16 protein-coding genes are annotated in these 19,581 nt (G+C 58.3%); all 16 read right to left on the reverse strand.

The features are described 5' to 3' along the window. Window positions 1-267 precede the first annotated feature (267 nt). A complete protein-coding gene (gene tyrS, locus QKB66_RS02780; protein ID WP_414252641.1) occupies window positions 268-1,527 on the reverse strand; it encodes a tyrosine--tRNA ligase in 1,260 nt (419 codons plus the stop codon). Window positions 1,528-1,574: 47 nt separating this feature from the next. Beyond that, on the reverse strand, window positions 1,575-1,760 hold the full coding sequence (locus QKB66_RS02785) for a Trm112 family protein (protein WP_414252642.1): 186 nt from the start codon (window positions 1,758-1,760) through the stop codon (window positions 1,575-1,577). A gap of 112 nt (window positions 1,761-1,872) precedes the next feature. Continuing rightward, complete coding sequence (argH, locus tag QKB66_RS02790; protein WP_311518316.1) at window positions 1,873-3,306, reverse strand: argininosuccinate lyase; 1,434 nt, start codon at window positions 3,304-3,306, stop codon at window positions 1,873-1,875. After that, entirely contained in the window at window positions 3,306-4,523 is a 1,218-nt protein-coding gene (locus QKB66_RS02795) for an argininosuccinate synthase (RefSeq protein WP_070498538.1), read from the reverse strand. Before QKB66_RS02795 ends, argH begins: the two co-directional genes overlap by 1 nt. A gap of 62 nt (window positions 4,524-4,585) precedes the next feature. Next, a complete protein-coding gene (locus QKB66_RS02800; protein WP_256374596.1) occupies window positions 4,586-5,098 on the reverse strand; it encodes an arginine repressor in 513 nt (170 codons plus the stop codon). Between the two features lie 107 nt (window positions 5,099-5,205). Then, entirely contained in the window at window positions 5,206-6,177 is a 972-nt protein-coding gene (locus QKB66_RS02805) for a lactate/malate family dehydrogenase (protein WP_141741046.1), read from the reverse strand. A gap of 38 nt (window positions 6,178-6,215) precedes the next feature. After that, window positions 6,216-7,391, reverse strand: coding sequence for an acetylornithine transaminase (locus tag QKB66_RS02810; RefSeq protein WP_414252643.1), 1,176 nt, complete (start codon window positions 7,389-7,391; stop codon window positions 6,216-6,218). Further along, window positions 7,388-8,320 carry an acetylglutamate kinase gene (argB, locus tag QKB66_RS02815; protein WP_414252644.1) on the reverse strand — a complete coding sequence of 311 codons (933 nt, stop codon included), beginning with the start codon at window positions 8,318-8,320 and terminating at the stop codon, window positions 7,388-7,390. Before argB ends, QKB66_RS02810 begins: the two co-directional genes overlap by 4 nt. 29 nt (window positions 8,321-8,349) lie before the next feature. After that, window positions 8,350-9,516: a bifunctional glutamate N-acetyltransferase/amino-acid acetyltransferase ArgJ gene (argJ, locus tag QKB66_RS02820; RefSeq protein WP_414252645.1), complete on the reverse strand. Its 1,167-nt coding sequence runs from the start codon at window positions 9,514-9,516 to the stop codon at window positions 8,350-8,352. A gap of 72 nt (window positions 9,517-9,588) precedes the next feature. Continuing rightward, a complete protein-coding gene (gene argC, locus QKB66_RS02825) occupies window positions 9,589-10,662 on the reverse strand; it encodes an N-acetyl-gamma-glutamyl-phosphate reductase (protein WP_070588524.1) in 1,074 nt (357 codons plus the stop codon). Between the two features lie 174 nt (window positions 10,663-10,836). Further along, window positions 10,837-12,405 (reverse strand): YfcC family protein, encoded by a 1,569-nt coding sequence (locus tag QKB66_RS02830; protein ID WP_414252646.1) that lies wholly within the window; start codon window positions 12,403-12,405, stop codon window positions 10,837-10,839. Window positions 12,406-12,478: 73 nt separating this feature from the next. Continuing rightward, window positions 12,479-13,414, reverse strand: a complete 936-nt coding sequence (gene arcC, locus QKB66_RS02835) for a carbamate kinase (RefSeq protein ID WP_070588523.1) — start codon at window positions 13,412-13,414, stop codon at window positions 12,479-12,481. Between the two features lie 33 nt (window positions 13,415-13,447). Further along, window positions 13,448-14,443 carry an ornithine carbamoyltransferase gene (gene argF / locus QKB66_RS02840; protein WP_070498545.1) on the reverse strand — a complete coding sequence of 332 codons (996 nt, stop codon included), beginning with the start codon at window positions 14,441-14,443 and terminating at the stop codon, window positions 13,448-13,450. A gap of 349 nt (window positions 14,444-14,792) precedes the next feature. Next, window positions 14,793-15,773 (reverse strand): LuxR C-terminal-related transcriptional regulator, encoded by a 981-nt coding sequence (locus QKB66_RS02845; RefSeq protein ID WP_414252647.1) that lies wholly within the window; start codon window positions 15,771-15,773, stop codon window positions 14,793-14,795. Between the two features lie 176 nt (window positions 15,774-15,949). Then, a complete protein-coding gene (gene pheT / locus QKB66_RS02850; protein WP_414252648.1) occupies window positions 15,950-18,478 on the reverse strand; it encodes a phenylalanine--tRNA ligase subunit beta in 2,529 nt (842 codons plus the stop codon). Between the two features lie 36 nt (window positions 18,479-18,514). After that, a complete protein-coding gene (gene pheS, locus QKB66_RS02855) occupies window positions 18,515-19,561 on the reverse strand; it encodes a phenylalanine--tRNA ligase subunit alpha (RefSeq protein ID WP_070433183.1) in 1,047 nt (348 codons plus the stop codon). Window positions 19,562-19,581: the final 20 nt, after the last annotated feature.

Consider the following 19,581-nt stretch of genomic DNA (forward strand, 5'->3'; position numbering starts at 1 on the left):
GTACATTGGCACACTATTGAGTTCTCAGACATCATTCGCATTAGTTCAACAACATTTAACCTGCTGTTTCTCTAAGCGACTGGAGTTCATACTTTAGCTAACAAGTCGATATCTTGTCAACCAAGAATTAATCTCTCCGCCGACCGCTTGTCGCGGCGACTTCGATAAATATACGCATGCCCCTAAAGGTTGACAAATCGCCAGGTCAAACACGAAAACCGCCCACCTTTGGTGGACGGTTCTCACGACTTGTCGCGCTAGAGGCCTTTAAGCCAGGCGTGCGCCCGCAAAGTTCTTCTTGCCGCGGCGTAGGACGAGCCAGGTGCCATGCAGTAGGTCCTCTGCTGCAGGCTCCCAGTCATCCGATTCAATGCGCTGGTTGTTGACGTAAGCGCCACCTTCCTTAATGGTGCGGCGTGCAGCGCCCTTGGAGTCAGCCAGACCACAAGCCACCAGAAGGTCAACGATGGTCCGCGGCTCGCCTTCCGTAATCTCAGCGACTGTGGTTTCAGACAACGCACCCGCCAGGGTCTTTTCATCCAGTTCTTTAAGCTCCGCCTTACCGAAGAGTGCCTGGGCAGCAAGCTCGACTGCCTTGGTTGCCTCTTCACCATGAACCATGTTGGTCATCTCCTGAGCCAGGCGACGCTGCGCAGCGCGCTTGTATGGCTCTTCCGCCACGGCCTTCTCGTACTCCGCGATTTCTTCCTGAGTCAGGAAGGTGAACCAACGCAGGTAGTCAATGACGACAGAGTCGCCAGCGTTAAGGAAGTACTGGTACCAGGAGTAAGCAGAGGTCTTTTCAGGATCCAGCCACAACTTGCCGCCGCCGGTGGACTTACCGAACTTCTGGCCTTGGGCGTCGGTAACGAGCGGAACGGTGAGCGCATGGACCTTAGCGTTATCCATGCGACGGTTCAGATCGACACCAGAGACAATGTTGCCCCACTGATCGCCGCCGCCGATCTGCAGCACGCAGTCGTATTCACGGTGCAGGTGTACGTAGTCGTTGGACTGCAAAAGCATGTAGGAGAACTCGGTGTAGGAAATTCCGTCGGATTCCAAGCGGCGCTTGACGGTATCGCGGTCAAGCATCGTGTTCAGCGAAAAGTTCTTTCCGATATCACGCAGGAAGTCGATAACGGAAAGGTTCATGGTCCAATCAGCGTTGTTAACCATGATGGCGGCGTTCTCGCCTTCGAAGTCCACAAAACGACGCAGCTGCTTCTGGATTGCCTGCAGGTTCTGCTCAATGACGTCCATGCTGAGCATGGAACGCTCGCCGACGTCGCGTGGGTCACCAATAGTGCCGGTCGCACCACCAGCAACGGTGATCGGACGGTGGCCAAATTCCTGGAAGCGGCGCAGCATAATCATCGGCACTAGGTGCCCTGCGTGAAGGGAATCCCCCGTCGGGTCGAAACCGCAGTACAGGGTAATCGGCTTTTCGCACTCTTCGCGCAGTGCGTCGAGGTCGGTGGACTGGTTGATGAGGCCGCGCCAAGACAGCTCGTCAATAATGTTCATAAAGGTCTTCCTAATTTCTTCCTAGATTCGAGGTGCAGAAAAGTTTGTTAGGGCTCTGCTTGTGCAGGCCATGCTTTTGCGTGATCAGCTAGCATCACTGGGATGTCGTCCTCGATGGGATAGGCAATGCCGAGACGCTCATTGACCAGAACCTGTGCATCCTCGTTATAGGTCAGCGGCCCTTTATCTTGGGGGCAGACCAAAATCTCTAGAAGTTGTGGATCAAGACTCATGGCGTTAATCCTACACTCGGCGCTTCGGCCGGCGGCTCCAACCCAGCGATGCGAAATGCACAAGCGAAAAGCCGGCCGTCTTCACTCCCTGAAGATGACCGGCTCCACTGGCTTAAGCTTCTGGGATCACCGAAGCCTGTGCCCATTTCTTAAATTCCGCGGCAATCTCGTCAACGCGTTCACGCTGTTCAGCGACCCGCATACCTGCGGTTCCACCCTTGGTAGAACGCGAGGCCACCGCACCATCGATGGTGAGTACGTCACGCACTGCAGGGAGCAAGCGCTTATCGACGCCGGCGAGCTCCTCATCGCTGAGGTCCACCAGGTCCACTCCCCTTGCCTCGGCAATCTGAACGCACGCGCCCGAAGCCTCATGTGCCTCGCGGAACGGAACGCCTTGGCGAACCATCCACTCGGCGAGGTCCGTTGCCAGAGTGAATCCACGTGGGGCAAGCTCACGCATGCGGTCTTCGTGGAATTCCAAAGTGGAAACCAGGCCGGTCATGGCTGGCAGCAGCAGATTGAGCTGCGCCACCGAGTCAACGATCGGCTCTTTATCCTCCTGCAAGTCACGGTTATAGGCCAAAGGCTGCGCCTTCAGCGTGGCCAGCAATCCGGAAAGATTGCCAATGAGGCGGCCCGTCTTGCCGCGGGTTAGCTCCGCAACATCGGGATTCTTCTTCTGCGGCATGATGGAAGAACCGGTCGACCAAGCATCATCCAGGGTGACGTAACCGTATTCCGGAGTGCACCAATAGATGATTTCTTCCGCCAAGCGAGACATATCGACCGCGATTTGCGCCAAGACGAAAGCTGCCTCCGAGGCAAAGTCACGCGATGAGGTTCCATCCAGAGAGTTCTCCGCAGCTGAATCGAAGCCCAATTCCTGTGCAATGGCCTCCGGATCAAGGTGCAGCGAAGAACCCGCCAGCGCGCCAGAGCCATAAGGTGATACGGCTAGGCGCTTGTCCAGATCCTTCAAGCGATCGACGTCGCGAAGCAAAGGTTGCGCGTGCGCCAACAGCTGGTGTGCCAACAAGATCGGCTGTGCTGCCTGCGAGTGAGTCTTACCCGGCATGATTGCCTCCGGGTGCGCCGCTGCCTGCTGAGACAAAGCATCCACCAAGTCAGTGACCTGCAGAGCAATATCGCGAATGGCATCGCGGACCCACATGCGAAACAGGGTTGCTACCTGGTCATTGCGGGAACGACCCGCGCGCAGGCGGCCGCCGACCTCAGGCCCGACGATGTCGATAAGCCCGCGCTCCATCGCGCCGTGTACATCCTCATCGGTGGGCAGCGGACGGAACTCGCCGGAGGCTACCTTCTCCCCCAGCTGCGTCAGACCATCGAGCATGGTCTGCAGGTCGGCGTCGGAAAGCAGGCCTGCCTTGTGTAGGACCTTCGCATGTGCCTTGGAAGCCAAGACGTCATATGGCGCCAGGACCCAGTCGAAGTGAGTGGATACGGACAGGGCGAACATTGCCTCAGACGGGCCGCCGGTGAAGCGCCCGCCCCACAGTGCGCCCTCGTTTGTCTTATGCATTATTTCTTTCCGGTTGGGAAACCGCCATCGCGGTCACGCTGGTTGGAGATCTGGGTGGACAGGCCATGCAGCTGGACAAAGCCCTTGGCCGCGGACTGATCGAAGGCGTCGCCAGTGTCATAGGTGGCCAGGTCGAAGGAGTACAGAGACTCACCCGAGCGGCGACCATTGACAGTTGCGGTGCCGGCGTGGAGAACCATGCGGATATCGCCGGTGACGTTCTCCTGGGAGGACTCGATGAAGGCATCCAGGGAACGCTTCAGCGGCGAGTACCAGAGGCCGTCGTAGACCTCTTCGCTCCAGCGAGCGTCGGTCAGGCGCTTATAACGTGCGAGCTCACGCTCGACGGTGACATCCTCCAGCGCCTCGTGAGCCTTGATAAGCACCATGGCACCCGGAGCCTCGTAGACCTCGCGGGACTTGATGCCTACAAGCCGGTCCTCAACCATGTCGAGACGGCCGACGCCTTGTGCACCCGCGCGGCGATTGAGCTCTTCGATTGCTTCCAGAACGGTCACCGGCTTGCCGTCGATGGCAACGGGCTTGCCCTTTTCAAAGGAAATGATGACCTCATCGGGGGCGTTACCCAATGCCGGATCCTCGGTGTAGGCGTAAAGATCCTTTGTTGGCGGATTCCACAGATCCTCCAAAAAGCCGGTTTCTACCGCCCGGCCCCACACGTTTTGGTCAATAGAAAATGGCGAGGATGCGGACTGCTCAATCGGGAGGTTGATCTCCTCTGCGAAGGCGATTGCCTTGTCACGAGTCCAGGCGTAGTCACGCGCTGGCGCGATGATCTCTAGCGAAGGATCGAGTGCGCGGAAGGAAACCTCGAAGCGGACCTGATCGTTACCTTTACCAGTGCAACCGTGGGAAACGTGTGTTCCACCGTGCTCCTGCGCAGCTTTCACGAGGTGCTTGGTGATAAGCGGGCGGGAAATCGCAGAAACGAGCGGGTACTGCTTCATGTACATGCCGTTAGCCTTGATGGTAGGCAGGCAGTACTCTTCTGCGAATTCATCCTTCGCGTCAATAACGATGGACTCGACCGCGCCGCAATCGAGGGCGCGTTGGCGTACCGACTCCATATTCTCGCCACCCTGGCCAAGGTCAAGAGAAACAGCAACAACGTCACCGCCGGTCATCTTAGCCAGGTAAGGGATCGCCACGGACGTATCCAGCCCGCCGGAATAAGCCAGTACAACACGTGCGCTCATAATCATTCTCCTTAGGTTATCTTCGAGCTACCGTTAATATTATACGATAGAACGTATAAAACCTAAACGTCGCGTGATGTGAGCTTCTTCGCAAGTTCCTCGCCGGTGGTCGACTCGCGGGCGAGGACGAAAATAGTGTCGTCACCAGCAATACAGCCGGCTACATCGCTCAAACCAACGCGGTCAATAAAGGAAGCCAAATACTGCGCAGCGCCGGCTGGAGTGCGCAGCATGGCGATGTTTCCTGAATGATCATGCGAGACAACAAGTTCGTCGAGCATGCGGCGCAGCTTCTCGCGGGGTCCGTTAAGCTGGTCTTCGAATTGCTCCAGCTCGCCGCCGACCATATAGAAGGAACGCCCGCCACCGCGCTTTACTTTCTTCGCACCAAGCTCGTCAAGATCGCGCGAAAGGGTTGCCTGGGTAATGTCGATTCCTTCATCAAGCAGCAGCTCAGAAAGCTGCACCTGGCTGGTGACGCGGGTGCGATCCAGAATTTCCAGGATCTTGGCTTGGCGCGCATTGCGCGTGGTCGGCGTCGTTGTCATCGCTAAAGAATTCTCCTTAAAACTCATGCCGGCAATCCGATATCCTCAAATGCACTAAGTCTTAGTGCATTAAATTCGCTTTCAAGCATAAACCTTCAGCGTGAAGGATTCCGGAATTGTCCCGGCGGGCGCCATTAACCTTGCGCACGCTCGAAAGTTGCGCGGATATAGCTTGCGGACTCAGCCAACTTCTGGGTCTCCCATTCATTGAGCTTGGGGGCCAAGCGCTTTTCGACTCCACCGCGGCCGACAACCGATGGCATGGAAAGCGCAACATCGTCGATGCCGTATTCCCCCTCCAACATGGAGCAGACCGGATGAACCGCCTTCTCATCCAGCATGATCGATCGCGCAATCGCTACCGCGGAACGTGCCACACCAGCGTCGGTCCAGCCCTTTGCATTGAAGACGTCGTAGGCCGCGCCGACGACGGTTTCTTTGAGCTCTTCCTTACCTGGTAGCGAGCCGTGATGGAGCTCTTCAAGTTCTTCCCAGCCCAAGCCTTGGACGTTCAGTTTCGACAGCACTGGGAAGGCAGTCATGCCGTGTTCACCCATCATGTAACCGGTGACAGACTTGGGATCGATACCGAGCTCGCGCCCTACAGCCCAGCGCAGACGCGCTGAATCGAGCATGGTGCCGGTACCAAAGAGTAGCTCGCGCGGGTAGTCGAACTCGCGGTGTGCAAGGGTAACCATTGCGTCCAGAGGATTGGTGATAAACAGGATGACCGCTTCACGCGTATGGGCAGTGATGCCTTCCATGACGTTGCGAATAACGTGGCCGGAAGAAACTGCCAACTCGGCACGGTCAGGAGCAGAACCCGGATTGTCCGGGTCCGGCTGCATGGACGCACCGGCAGATACGATGATGAGATCAGCATCGGCGCAGTCCTCATAGGTACCGGCGTGGACGTGGATATGGTCAACGCCAGGCACGCCGGTGGATTGATCATGGTCCAGCGCCTCACCGTGTGCCACCTTATCGTTGACATCGATTGCGGCGATATCCGCGAAAAGGCCGGACTCCATGGCATAAGCAAGGACCGAGGATCCAACGTGACCCAGGCCAATACAAACAAGCTTTGTGGTGTTTAGGTTCTTCATGTACCCGAGCATAAACCTCACGCCGGACACGTGGCGCTTTAACTGGCGGTGGCGTCGGAAAGCGCCAGCGCAAAGCGGTTAACCGCCACGTCCAGCTCTGCCTCTTCAATCACCAGCGGCGGCGTCAACCGCACGACGGAATCACTCGGCGCATTCACAATTACGCCGTGCTTGAAGCCGGCGCTGACCACCTGTTTGGCCACAGGGCGTTCCAGCACCACGCCCAGCATCAGGCCGCGACCGCGCACTTCTACTACGCCAGGCAACGCAGCTACGCGTTCTGCGAGCCGCTCTCCCTTGTTGCGTACCTCAGAAATGAACGCGGCGTCGATGGTGTCCAGTACCGCATTTGCCGCCGCACACGCAACGGGATTGCCGCCAAAGGTCGTGCCGTGGCTCCCCGGAGTAAGCAAATCCTTCGCCGCGCCCCGTACGATGGTCGCGCCGATGGGCAGGCCTGCCCCCAAGCCTTTGGCCATGGTGATCACATCGGGCAAAATTCCCGCGGACTGGAAAGCGAAAAAGTCACCGGTACGCCCGACGCCAGTCTGAACCTCATCAACAATCAAGAGGAGCCCGTATTCATCGCATAACTGGCGCACCTTAACCAGAAATCCAGACGGCGCGGGAATCACTCCGGTTTCGCCTTGGATAGGCTCCAGAATGATTGCTGCTGTATTGGCTGGGTCCTGTTCCACCAATGTGCGCAGATATTCAATGTCGCCATAGGGATAAAATTCCACGCCAGCTGGCAGCGGCTCGAAAGGCGCTCGTTTGCCCGGCTGCCCCGTCATCACGAGCGCGCCCATCGTACGCCCGTGGAACCCGTGGTGCGCCGCCAGCACCCGCTTCTTTCCAGTCAAGCGCGCTACCTTGAATGCGGCCTCGTTGGCCTCGGTACCGGAGTTGCAGAAGAATATCCGGGCATCGCTATCGCCCACCCGAGCCTTGAGCTTCTGCGCAACCTCAACCACAGGCTCGCTAGCAAAAAGGTTGGATACGTGCGCCAACTTAGCCACCTGCTGGCTTACCGCCTGAACTACGGCAGGATGCCCGTAGCCTAGTGAATTGACCGCAATGCCGGCCAGCATGTCGATGTAGGACTTTCCCTCTTCATCAACCACGGTAGATCCTGCACCTGAGACCAATCCGAGCGGCGGAGCGCCGTAGGTATTCGTGATCGCCTCGTTCCACTGCATTATAAGCGAAGTCATGCGTTATCGTCCTTTCTAAAGACCGTTCCTTCCGGATAATCAGCGCGGTCATAGTTATCAGGCAGAATCATCGTTCCGATGCCGCCGGAGGTCAGCAGCTCTAGGACCACCGCATGCTCGGTGCGGCCATCGATAACGTGTGCCGCATTTACCCCTGCCTCCACTGCTTTAAGACAGGCCTCCATCTTGGGGATCATCCCGCTGCCTAAGGTGGGCAAGAGCTGCGAAAGCTTGCTGCACTCAATCTTGGAGACCAAAGAATCGGAATCTGGCCAGTCGGTATAAAGGCCCTCCACGTTGGTTAGGACCACGAGCCTTTCCGCGTCCACAGCGCTAGCGAGCGCACCCGCCGCGGTATCTGCATTAACGTTATAAACCTCGCCATCCCTACCGGGCGCAATGGTTGACACAACGGGAATCCTTCCTGCATCCACGATGTCCATCAAGGCTTCGGGGTTGACATCAGTAATATCGCCGACCAAACCGATGTTTGTCAGCTGCCCATCGATGTTGACAAGGCGCTTTTGGGCGCGAAATAGTCCTGCGTCCTCGCCCGAGGTGCCCACCGCGTAGGGCCCGTGGGAGTTGATAAGGTTGACCAATCCCCTGCCCACCTGTCCAAACAAGACCATCCGTACGACCTCCATAACCTCCGGGGTGGTTACCCGAAAGCCACCTTTGAATTCCCCCTCGATGCCGAGCCTGCCCAGCATCTGGTTGATCTGCGGGCCGCCGCCGTGGACGACAATCGGCTTCGCGCCCACCGCGCGCAGAAACACCATGTCTGCCGCGAACGCCGCCTTGAGCCGCTCATCCACCATGGCGTTGCCGCCATATTTCACCACGACTATTTTGTCGCGATAATGCTGGAGCCACGGCAGTGCCTCCGCCAAGACCGTGGCCCGCTCCACGTTCGTTAAAGTCTGCATAGTCTCCTCGCCTTGCCTATTCCCCGAAGCTAAGAGCTATAGGCCGAGTTGATTTCGACGTACTGATGAGACAGATCCGTAGTCCGTACAAATGCTCGGCCTGGCCCGTTAAGGCCTAAGTGAACGTGGACGTCAATATCGATTCCTGAAAGGTCCACCTCGCGCGCGCCGGGCGCGCCCGTGGAGTTGATACAGACAGGCTGATTGTTGAAGGCAACAGAAATGTTTTCCGGATCCATATCTGCGTCCGCCATGCCTACTGCCGCCAGGACGCGGCCCCAATTGGGATCGGAGCCAAACATCGCACACTTGAAAAGGTTATCCCGGCCCAGCGTCCGCGCAGCGGCAAGCGCCTGTGCATCGTCAGTGGTGCCCTCGACGGTGATTTTGACGCGCTTGGTCACCCCTTCCGCGTCGGCCTGCAGCTGGTCCACAATGTCGGCGCAGGCTTTAAGAACAGCATCGTCGAGCTCTTCCTGCGAAGGCTCGATGCCCGATGCACCATTTGCCAAGATGATGACGGTGTCATTAGTCGAGGTCGAGCCATCAATATCTAAGGTATTGAAGGTCGCATCGCATGCACTGTGCAGCGCTTGCTGCAGCGCGGCAGGCGTGGCCGCGGCGTCGGTTGTCAGGCACACGAGCATCGTTGCAAGCGAGGGCGCCATCATGCCCACGCCCTTGCCCATCGCACCCAAAGTCCATCCACCACCGTGCACCACAGCTTCCTTCGCCACGGTATCGGTGGTCATTATCGCCTCGGCGGCAGCGTGACCTCCTTCTGAGCTGAGTTGCCCCACGACGCCGCGAACGCCGCCCAATGTTTTATTCATCGGCAAAGGCTCGCCAATCAGCCCTGTGGAGCATACAGCGATATCTTGCCCGACAATTCCAGTTAGAGCAGCAAGTTCATCCACCATGGCTTGGGCATCTTTGTCGCCTTGCTTCCCGTTACAGGCGTTGGCGTTGCCCGAGTTATACAACACGGCCCTTACCTGCCCGTCTGCGACGGCGGCCTTGGAAAGTTTTACCGGTGAGGCAACGACCCGGTTGCGGGTAAATACCGCCGCTGCATTAAAATGTGGGCCTTGATTTACAACGAGCGCCATATCTGATTTTCCAGATGGCTTAATCCCAGCAGTGGTTGCTCCCGCCACAAAACCTTTCGGCGCGGTAACGCCAGTTGGTTTGGTCACGGGCACTCCTGGCGTGGTGGGTGATAGTGACATGATCTTCTCCTAATTAAAAAGGTGGCTATTAATAACCGCCTAGGGCGCGACGGCCGCTTGTGGCAGGCCGGCGGCTTCTTCAAGCCCTAGCGCGAGATTCATACATTGAACGGCGGCACCGGCGGTGCCCTTGGTCAGATTGTCGAGCGCAACAGTGATGAGCAATCGTCGGGCACGACCGTCCACATGAGCGTGGATATGCACCATGTTGGAGCCCACTACGTTCTGCGTTTCTGGCTGGATTCCTTCTGGCAAAACCAAGCAAAAAGGCTCGTCCTTGTAGAAGTCCGCGAAGGCTTTGTGCACCTGGGAGGCATCCACTCCTCCGGCAAGAGGAGCGCTGATAGTGGCCAAAATCCCCCGCACCAGCGGGGCCAAGACCGGAGTAAAGCTGAGGTTGAGCTCAGCGTCACCGTGCACGAAAGGCGCCAGGTTCTGCACCATCTCCGGGGTATGGCGGTGCGTGCCGCCCGGCGAATAGGCGCGCAAACTGCCCATGGTCTCAGTACCAAGCAACCCCACTGCGGCCTTCTTGCCTGCGCCGGAAACGCCAGTAACCGCAACCACGTTGAGCTCAGGTTCGATGAGCTCCTGCGCCAAGGCCGGCACAGCACCCAAAGTCACGGCGGTGGGAAAGCATCCCGGCACCGCTACCTGCGATGCCCCCTGCAGCTGTGCGCGATTTCCAGGCAGCTCTGGGATGCCATAGGGCCATGCGCCCGCGTAATCCCCACCATAGAACTCCCGCCAGTCCTCTTCGCTCCGGAGGCGGAAATCGGCCGCGCAATCAATCAACACCGGCACGGCGACGCCGGTGCTTTGCGACGCCGCCTCAATCTCCCGCGCCAACTTCGCCGAGTGTCCGTGCGGCAGCGCCAGGAAGACCACCGAATGCCCAAGCAGGTTTTCCGCCGCAATGTCTTGAATAGTATTCCCCCACACCTGCGGCGCATTTGGCACGACCTGCGCCACCGGTTGCCCGGCTGTGGAGTGCCCACAGAGGGCGCCAATCCGCAGCTTACCGGACAAATATGCTGGATGGGACAAGAGCAGGCGCAGAATCTCGCCGCCTGCATATCCGGAAACGCCCGCGATGGCTACTGAAATACTCATGCGGGAAACAATAACAAGTTATGCAAGGCGCTGCAATATATACGAGGAGTCTTTTATATCGCTCCAAAACGCAAAGTGCCTCCCGCGGCCCTCCTCTAACAATTGAGTGGAGAAGAAAGCCAAGCGGGAGGCACTAAACACTGAGCCTGAGGGCCTCCACCCTCGAGCCACAGCTTAGGAGTAAATCAGCACCTGAGTTACCAGCATGATGCCGCCGAAGACCAGAAGGAAGACCATCATCGGCCAGACGAAGCGCAGCCAGTGCGTGTACTTCATCTTCAGCATCTGCAGCGTTGCCATGACCAGGCCGGTCGGGCAGATGAACAGCATTGCATACTGTCCCCACTGATAAGCACAGACCACAATCCAACGGTCGATGCCCACCGTATCTGCCAGCGGCGCCATAATCGGCATGGACAGCACAGCTAGGCCGGAGGAGGAAGGAACAACGAAGCCCAGCAGGAAGAAGATGATCATCAGCATGATGATGAAGACTGGACCATGCATTCCCTCAACCAGGTTGGTTGCAGAGTTCAGCAGTGTATCGGAGATATGACCATCATTGAGCACCAGGTTGATGCCGCGGGCCAGACCGATAATCAGGGAAACGCCGACCAGGCTGGAAGCACCCTCAGTGAAGGCGTCGCAAAGCTCAGCTTCGCCCAAGCGATTCTCACCGGTTGCCGCAATGAACATGATGGCCAGGGCCACCGTGAGGAATGCGGCCGCCATCGTTGGGAACCACCAGCCCTGGGACATAACACCCCAGACCATCAACGGGAACGCGATAGCGAAGAGGATGAGGATGACCTTCTGACGAAGGTCGAACTTCTTAACGTCACCGGTGGCGTCCATGGACCACTGGCCCTCAAAGACTTCCTTATCCTCCAGAACGTAGGAGAAGTTCGGGTCTGCCTTGAGGCGACGCGCATACCAAGCCATGTAGCTAATTACCACGATGCCGCCGACGACACAGCCGACCAGACGCCATACGATGCCATCCGTGAAGTTGATACCCGCCGCGTTCGACGCGATAACAACCGAGAACGGGTTAATCGTAGAGAACGCCGTACCCATGGAACCTGCCAGGAAGATGGCGCCCACCACGACGATGGCGTCATAGCCTAGCGAGATAAAGATTGGGGCGAGGATTGGGTAAAAAGCAACAGCTTCCTCCTCCAGGCCACAGGCGGAACCGCCCATGACCATCAGCACGGAGACCACGACGACGAGCAGGAACTCGTGCCCCTTCGTCTTCTTGGTCAGTGCGACCAGGCCCGACTCGAAAGCGCCCGTTGCGCGGACCACGCCAATGAGGCCGCCCAGCACGAGGATGAACACGATGATGTCAACAGCCTCAATGGTGCCATGCACCATGCTGACCGGGATATCCCACAGACCAGCCGGGTTCTGCGTGACATGCTCATAAGTGCCCGGGACGGAAACTGCCTGCGTCAGTGCACCAGAGGTGAACTGATCGATGTTGATCTGCACGCCCAAGCTATCGAGAGTCTTTTGCGTAGCGTCCAGAACGTCGACCGAACCATCAGGATTGGTCACGTTCAGCTTGCCCGAGTCAGGGTCATACATCAGCTTCGAATACGAGCCTGCCGGAACCAGCCAGGTGGCGATTGCGGAAATAACCGTCAGGGCAAACAGAATCGTAAAAGCAGACGGAACTGAGAAGTGGAACCTCCGCCTCTTCTTGCGGTCTGTATCCTTCTCTTTCATTGGCGCGGTCATGGCGCCTTCCTTTCATGTCATAAAAGGCCGGGGAAGCCAGCACATACTGTCTTACCCGGCCAATAAACTTCTCCTAAGAGGTTATAACGGTTCCGACGGAACCAGTCATGGCTTCACCGGCATGTTCGAGCGAGGTGATGATTGCTCGACGGCCGGCGCCCGAACGGGCGAACTCCAAGCATGCTTCCACCTTCGGCAGCATTGAGCCTGGTGCAAAGGCTGCATCATCAATCAGCTTCTCTACCTCGTCAACGGTGACCTTCTCCAGAGCCTTTTGTTCTGGGGTGTTAAAGCCGGCGTAGGCGTAGTCAACTGCGGTGAGAATCAACAGGGTGTCTGCCTCAATCTGCTGAGCGATAAGAGCCGCGGTGCGGTCCTTATCGATGACTGCGGTGACACCGCTGAGCTGGCCTTCCTTGCGGACGACTGGGATGCCGCCGCCACCGGCTGCGATGGCAATGCCACCGGAGCCCAGGATGTTGGCGATGCTCCTTGCCTCTACAACCTCGATAGGAAGTGGCGAGGCAATGACCCAACGCCAGCCGCGGCCGGAATCCTCGACGTAGGTGTTGCCGGTTTCCTTAGCCAACCGCTTTGCCTCTTCCTCGCTGTAGTACACACCGATGGGCTTGGTTGGGTTATCAAAAGCCGGGTCCTTTTCGTCGACAACCGTCTGCGTGATGAGGGAATAGCAGTCGCGCTCTAGGTTCCGCATGCGCAGCACATTCTCAATGGCCTGCTGGAGGTGGTATCCGATGTAGCCTTCGGACATTGCACCGCACTCGGCGAAAGGAATCTCTGGCGTGGTTCCCTGCTGGTGTGAGAAGTCGGAGGAAACCTTGATCATGCCAACCTGTGGACCGTTGCCGTGGGTAACCACGACCTCGTGGCCGGCCTCGATGAGGTCAACGATTGAGTCGGCGGTCTGGCGGATTGCTTCCAGCTGCTCGGTTGGGGTGTTTCCAAGGGCGTTGCCACCTAGGGCAACGACAACACGTCGCTTATCCATTGCACTTTCTCCTGATGAAAAGACCTTGATTTTCTAGGACAAGGTGGCGTACATGACCGCCTTGATGGTGTGCAGACGATTCTCTGCCTCATCGAAGACCTTGGAGTAAGCGGACTCGAAGACCTCGTCGGAGACCTCCATCTCGCTAACTCCGAGCTTCTCGGAGATTTCCTTGCCAATAACGGTCTTGACGTCGTGGAAGGAAGGCAGGCAGTGCATGAAGATGGCGTCGTCGGCAGCCATTGCCATGACATCCTTGGTGACACGGTATGGCTCGAGCAGCTTGACGCGCTCCTCCCAGAGCTCAGCTGGCTCACCCATGGACAGCCAGATGTCGGTGTAGATGACGTGAGCGTCGGTGCAGGCTTCCTTGACGTCTTCGGTCAGGGTGACGGAGCCGCCGGTCTCGGCTGCAATCTTGGTGCACTCCTCGACCAGGCCATCTTCTGGCATCTGTGCCTTCGGGCCACAAGCGACGAAGTGCATGCCGAGCTTTGCACAGACAACCATGAGGGAGTTTGCAACGTTGTTGCCTGCATCGCCCATGAAGACCAGCTTCAGACCCTTCAGGCCCTGTGGGAAGTTCTCCTCTACAGTGAGCATGTCTGCAATCATCTGGGTTGGGTGGAACTCGGTGGTCAGGCCGTTCCAAACTGGAACGCCTGCGTTTGCGCCCAAGTCCTCAACAATTTCCTGAGCGAAGCCGCGGTACTCGATGCCGTCATACATGCGGCCTAGCACGCGAGCGGTGTCCTCGATGGACTCCTTCTTGCCCATCTGCGAGCTATCCGGTGCCAAGTAGGTAACGCCCATGCCGAGGTCGGAGCCGGCAACCTCGAATGCACAGCGGGTACGGGTCGAGGTCTTCTCGAAGAGGAGGGCGATGTTCTTGCCCTCGAGGTAGCGGTGCGGCACACCGGCCATCTTCATTTCTTTGAATTGCTTGGAGAGGCGGATAAGGTAGCGAATCTCGTCTGGGGTGTAGTCCAAAAGCTTGAGGAAGTTACGTCCGCTGAGGCTTACTGGCATTGTTGCCAACTCCTTTCTTTAATAGGGCCTTTTACCCTATTTTCACTCCGGCTACTCCCCTTCAATTCACGCTCATGGGGTGCGCCGGCCGAACCCGGAAGCCTTGTGCTTCTCATCTGAAGTTCTGGCTTTATCGTGACTCGATTTCCCCACCCGAGCAAGCGCTAATCGAGTTAATTTTTCATTAAATCCGGCGTTGGCCGCCACTAAACCCGATTTAAACCGCCTTTGAAGTGCAGGTTTACACGCAAGGTTTAGATTGTGACATCCATCTCTTTTCCTAGAGACGGTAGCACAACGTACAAATTCACCCGGTTTAAACCGCTACCCAAACGCGAACAAAAGCCGGTTACATTACCCCTGACCAGTACCCCTCAACCAATAGGTCACGAGACTCGTAGGATGACTTTTTTAAAATATTGTGAACGTGGACCTTTACGGTAGAAAGCGAGATGCCGAGTTCGTCCGCGATTTCGCGATTGCTCTTGCGGGCAAGCACCAGGCCGGCCACTTCATGCTCGCGCTTCGAAAGGCCATGGGCCTCCGAAAAGCGCTCAAGGCTGCGCTCATGAAAGTCATCCGTTGCCGCATCTGCGATTGGCTTAACCGCCGCATCCGCACCAACGTGGCGCAGAACCACTCGCGCATGAGAGATGACCGCCCAGCCGATGGCAACGATCAGAACGTTTTCCATAAAATTGCGCTCCGGCAAGAATGAGAGCACATCGGGCCCGGCAGCCTCCCAGTCAAAGATGAGCTGATAGTAAACGTTCTCTGCCACCACCAGCACGGCACAGATAGCGACCTGGAAGAAGAGATGGCGGTAGGAATAAAGGCGTGCGCGCTCCGCGGGATCATTCGCGCGCAAGTAGCAGCCAAAGCCATAGCAAAGCAGAAATGCCAGCGTGATAGGCCGCATGTTGAAGAAAAAGAACTGGCGTAGTGCCGGGTCCTCTACTGCCCACAAGGCCGCGACGCTGCCTATCAGGAACAGCCCGACGCAGGCATGCGGCAGAAAGCGCCAGCCATTTAAGTAGCGCTGCACCACGATGGCCATCACAGCCATCATCACGCCACCCAGCAATATCGACTCGAAAGGCGCCGTAATTGCGTAAACAGAAACCTCACGGTTAGCCATTCCGCCGTGGATGAACTGCGTTCGAAAGACAAGCGCTATATCGAAGGCATAGACACCGAAGAATACCGCCAACAGTTTAAAAACCTGGGAGCGGGTGGCCACCAGGCATCCCACGCAGACGCCGGCGACCAGGACGCTGGCTAGCAGCATGCAGATAGTGAAATAGAAGACGGCATACTCTAGCACCAGCACCTACTTTCCCAGCAGCGAGAGAGAAACTGCCGGCCTTAAGTCACGTTCAATAGCGGGAGTAAGTTTAGCTCACAAGGTTAAGGATTCATTAAAAAAGGGCCGCGCAGCCACCCCATAGAAAAGGTGATCTGCGCGGCCCTTTTACGACGAGCTAGAGTTCGGCAGCTGAACCGAGCTTAAGCGCGCATCTGAGCGCCCAATCGCTGCTCGGCGAGCTGTGCGGCAGCCAGGCGGTGCTCGTTTGCTTCCTCGTCGGTCAGCGTGCGGTCGGAGGCACGGAAGATCAGCTGGAAGGCGAGTGACTTTTTGGCCTCACCGAGCTGCTCGCCGCGGAAGACGTCGAAAAGCTCAACGCCCTCGAGAAGTTCGCCGGCGCCTTCCTCCACGACCTTACGCACCGACTCAGCAGGAGTGTCTTCGTCGACTACCAACGCGATGTCTTGGTGAAGTGCCGGGAATGCAGACAGAACCGGAGCTGGGAACATCTCCTCAGTAGGCAGCGCGTTTACATCCATCTCCATCGCGCAAGTCCGCGCCGGCAGGTTCAGTGCCTCGAGGACCTCTGGATGTAGCTCGCCTGCATGGCCCACGACGATGCTCTCGCCGCCCACAACAGCCTTAATCGCTGCGCAACGGCCCGGGTGCCACGGCAGCTCGGAGGCAGCCTCTACCTCGATCTCTACGCCGGCCGCGCGAGCGACCAGGCGCGCAGACTCAATGGCATCGGCGTAGGTGTAGACGCGGCCCTTGCCCCATGGGCCCTCGTGCTCGACGTTGCCGGTAGCAACGGTAGCCACGTGCAGCGGCTGATGCGGAAGGGAGTCGCGCAGCTCCTGAACGACGGCGTCGCTTGGACGCTCCTCAACGGAAGGCATTGCGGAAGCATCCGCACGCTTGAAGGAAACCTGCTGCAGGCCGTACAGCGCGAGGTCATTACGGCCACGAGCAACGTTGCGTGCAACTGCTTCGAGCATGTTCGGCAGCAAGGTGGTGCTCAGAATTGCCTTATCTGACTCGAGCGGGTTCTGCACGGAAACGGTCTTGCGGCGCTCGTCATCGCCTTCCAGGCCCCAGACATCGAATGTGTTGTTGGCGATGAACGGCGAAGGCAGCACCTCAGCGTAGCCTGCATATGCCAGGCCGTGACCGATAGCGCGGCGACGCTTCTGAGCCGGGGTCAGACCACGGCCACCAACTGGGGTCGGCAGGATGGTCGGGATATCTTCCAAGCCCTCCAGACGCAGAACCTCTTCGATGAGGTCAACGTCCATGGTGATGTCGGTGCGCCAGGTAGCCGGAGTAACCAGCAGGTTGTCACCAGACTCCTCAACCTCGCAGCCCACCTCTTGCAGACGGCTCACGATGGTCTCGCGGGAGTAGTCAACACCGGCGTACTCGCTCGGCTTGGTAGCGCGCATGGTGATCTGCTGCGGACGAGCGACCTCGCCGACCAGGGTGCGGCCGGCCTCGATGGTGCCGCCAGCGATCTGCACGAGCAGTGCACAGGCGACGTCGAGTGCGACCTCAACGATGGCCGGATCTACGCCTCGCTCGAAGCGACGGGATGCCTCAGAAGACAGTTTGTGGCGGCGCGAGGTGCGAGCCACGGTGATGGAATCCCAGTTTGCGGCCTCGAAGTAGACGTTGGTGGTGCCGTTTTCGCCCTCGGTAATCTCCGAGCTCGTTCCGCCCATCACGCCGGCCAGGGACTGGATGCCGTTGTCGTCGCAGATGACTACATCCTCGGCGTCGAGGGTGCGCTCAACGTGGTCAAGGGTCTCGAACTTCTCCCCTGCCTGCGCGTTACGTACAACAAGGTCGCCAGAAATCTGATCGGCGTCGAAAGCGTGCATCGGCTGGCCGAGCAGCAGCATGACGTAGTTGGTTACGTCGGTTGCTGGGTTAACAGGGCGTTGGCCTGCCAGCATGAGCTCGCGCTCCATCCAGAACGGAGTGCGCGCGGTCGGGTCAATGCCAGTGACCTTCCGCAGGCCAAAGCGCTGTGTCTTGGTCTCCTCGCGCAGCTCAACATTGATGAGTGAGCCACTAGCCTCCGGCACGGCGCTGACATCGATGCCAGCAACGGAAGGGTCCTGCGCCGGGCACGCGTAATCGAGGCCGAAGGCCGAAGCAACCTCGCTGCCGAGGCCGCGCAGGGAAAGCGCGTAGCCACGGTCCGGAGTGATGTTGACGTCGAAGACAGTATCGTCCAGCCCCAAGAACGGACGGGCATCCTGGCCGACTTTGTCCGCGAACTCCTCGCCCAAGGTGATGATTCCATCGGACTTCTCAGCGATGCCCAACTCGGCCGCGGAGCACATCATGCCCGCAGAGATCTTGCCGTAGGTCTCACGTGCGGAGATCTTGAAGCCGCCTGGCAGCTCAGCACCTGGCAGGGAGACTACGACGTAGTCCCCCAAGCGGAAGTTGCGCGCACCACAAATAATGCCTTGGAGCTCGCCGGTGCCGTTAGCGTCGCCGACATTGATCTGGCAATAACGGATTGGCTTCTTGAAGCCCTCGAGCTCCTCGAAGGAGTCAACGTGGCCGATAACGAGCGGGCCGGTGATTTCTGGCAGGCCCTCGTAGCCCTCGGTCTCAAAGCCGACGCGAACGAAACCAGCGTCAAGTTCTTCCGGGGTGGCTGACCAGCCGGGATTTTTCGCGCCAAGCAACCTGGTTACCCAGCTCTGGGAAATAAGCATTGTGTCTAGATTCCTTCCTAATTGCGGGGTAAACGGTTATGCCTGGACGCCGAACGGCAGGGTGAAACGAACGTCGCCCTCGACCATGTCGCGCATATCGGTCAGGCCGTTGCGGAACTGCAGGGTGCGCTCTAGGCCCATGCCGAAAGCGAATCCGGTGTATTCCTCCGGGTCAACGCCTACTGCGCGCAGGACGTTCGGGTTGACCATGCCGCAGCCGCCCCACTCGATCCAACCGGCGCCGCCCTTCTTGTTCGGGAACCAGACGTCAACCTCAGCGGAAGGCTCGGTGAATGGGAAGTAGTTGGTGCGCATGCGCGTCTTGGTCTCTGGACCAAACAGCACCTTCGCCAGGTGATCCAGAGTGCCGCGCAGGTGTGCCATAGTAAGCCCCTTGTCCACTGCCAGGCCTTCGACCTGGTGAAAGACTGGAGTGTGGGTGGCATCGAGCTCGTCGGTACGGAAGACACGGCCCGGGCAAGCAATGTAGAGCGGAACATCGCGGTCCAACATGGTGCGTACCTGCACCGGCGAGGTGTGCGTACGCAGAACCTGACGGGAGTCTTCCTTACCCACGTGGAAGGTATCCTGCAGGGTACGTGCCGGGTGGTCAGGCTTGAAGTTCAGTGCGTCGAAGTTAAAGTACTCAGCCTCAACCTCAGGCCCCTCGGCGATCTCCCAGCCCATGCCAACAAAGATGTCGGCAATGCGCTCCGAAAGCGCGGTGATTGGGTGAAGCGCACCGGTCTGGTTGCGGGTGGTCGGGATGGTCACGTCAACGGTTTCTGCCGCCAGCTGTGCCTTCCGGGCCTCTGCTTCCAGCTGCTGCTGGACCTGGGCAAAGCGCTTTTCGACGCGCCCGCGCGCCATGTTGACGTTCTTGCCTGCGTCTTTGCGCTGGTCCTTTGGCAGGCTGCCAAGCATGGTGCGTGCCTGTGGGATATAGCCCTGCTCGCCCAAGTGCTCGCGGCGAGCGGCAGCCAGCTCATCGAGGCTTGTAGCAGCGTCAAATGCGGCTATGGCGGAATCGGCAGCCGCGCCCAGCGCGGCTTCGGTCAATTCGATCTGAGATGTGTCGGACACGTGCCTTGAAACCTTCTTCT

The organism is Corynebacterium sp. c25Ua_89 (genome assembly GCF_047459735.1).
In the GTDB taxonomy this organism is placed as follows: domain Bacteria; phylum Actinomycetota; class Actinomycetes; order Mycobacteriales; family Mycobacteriaceae; genus Corynebacterium; species Corynebacterium simulans.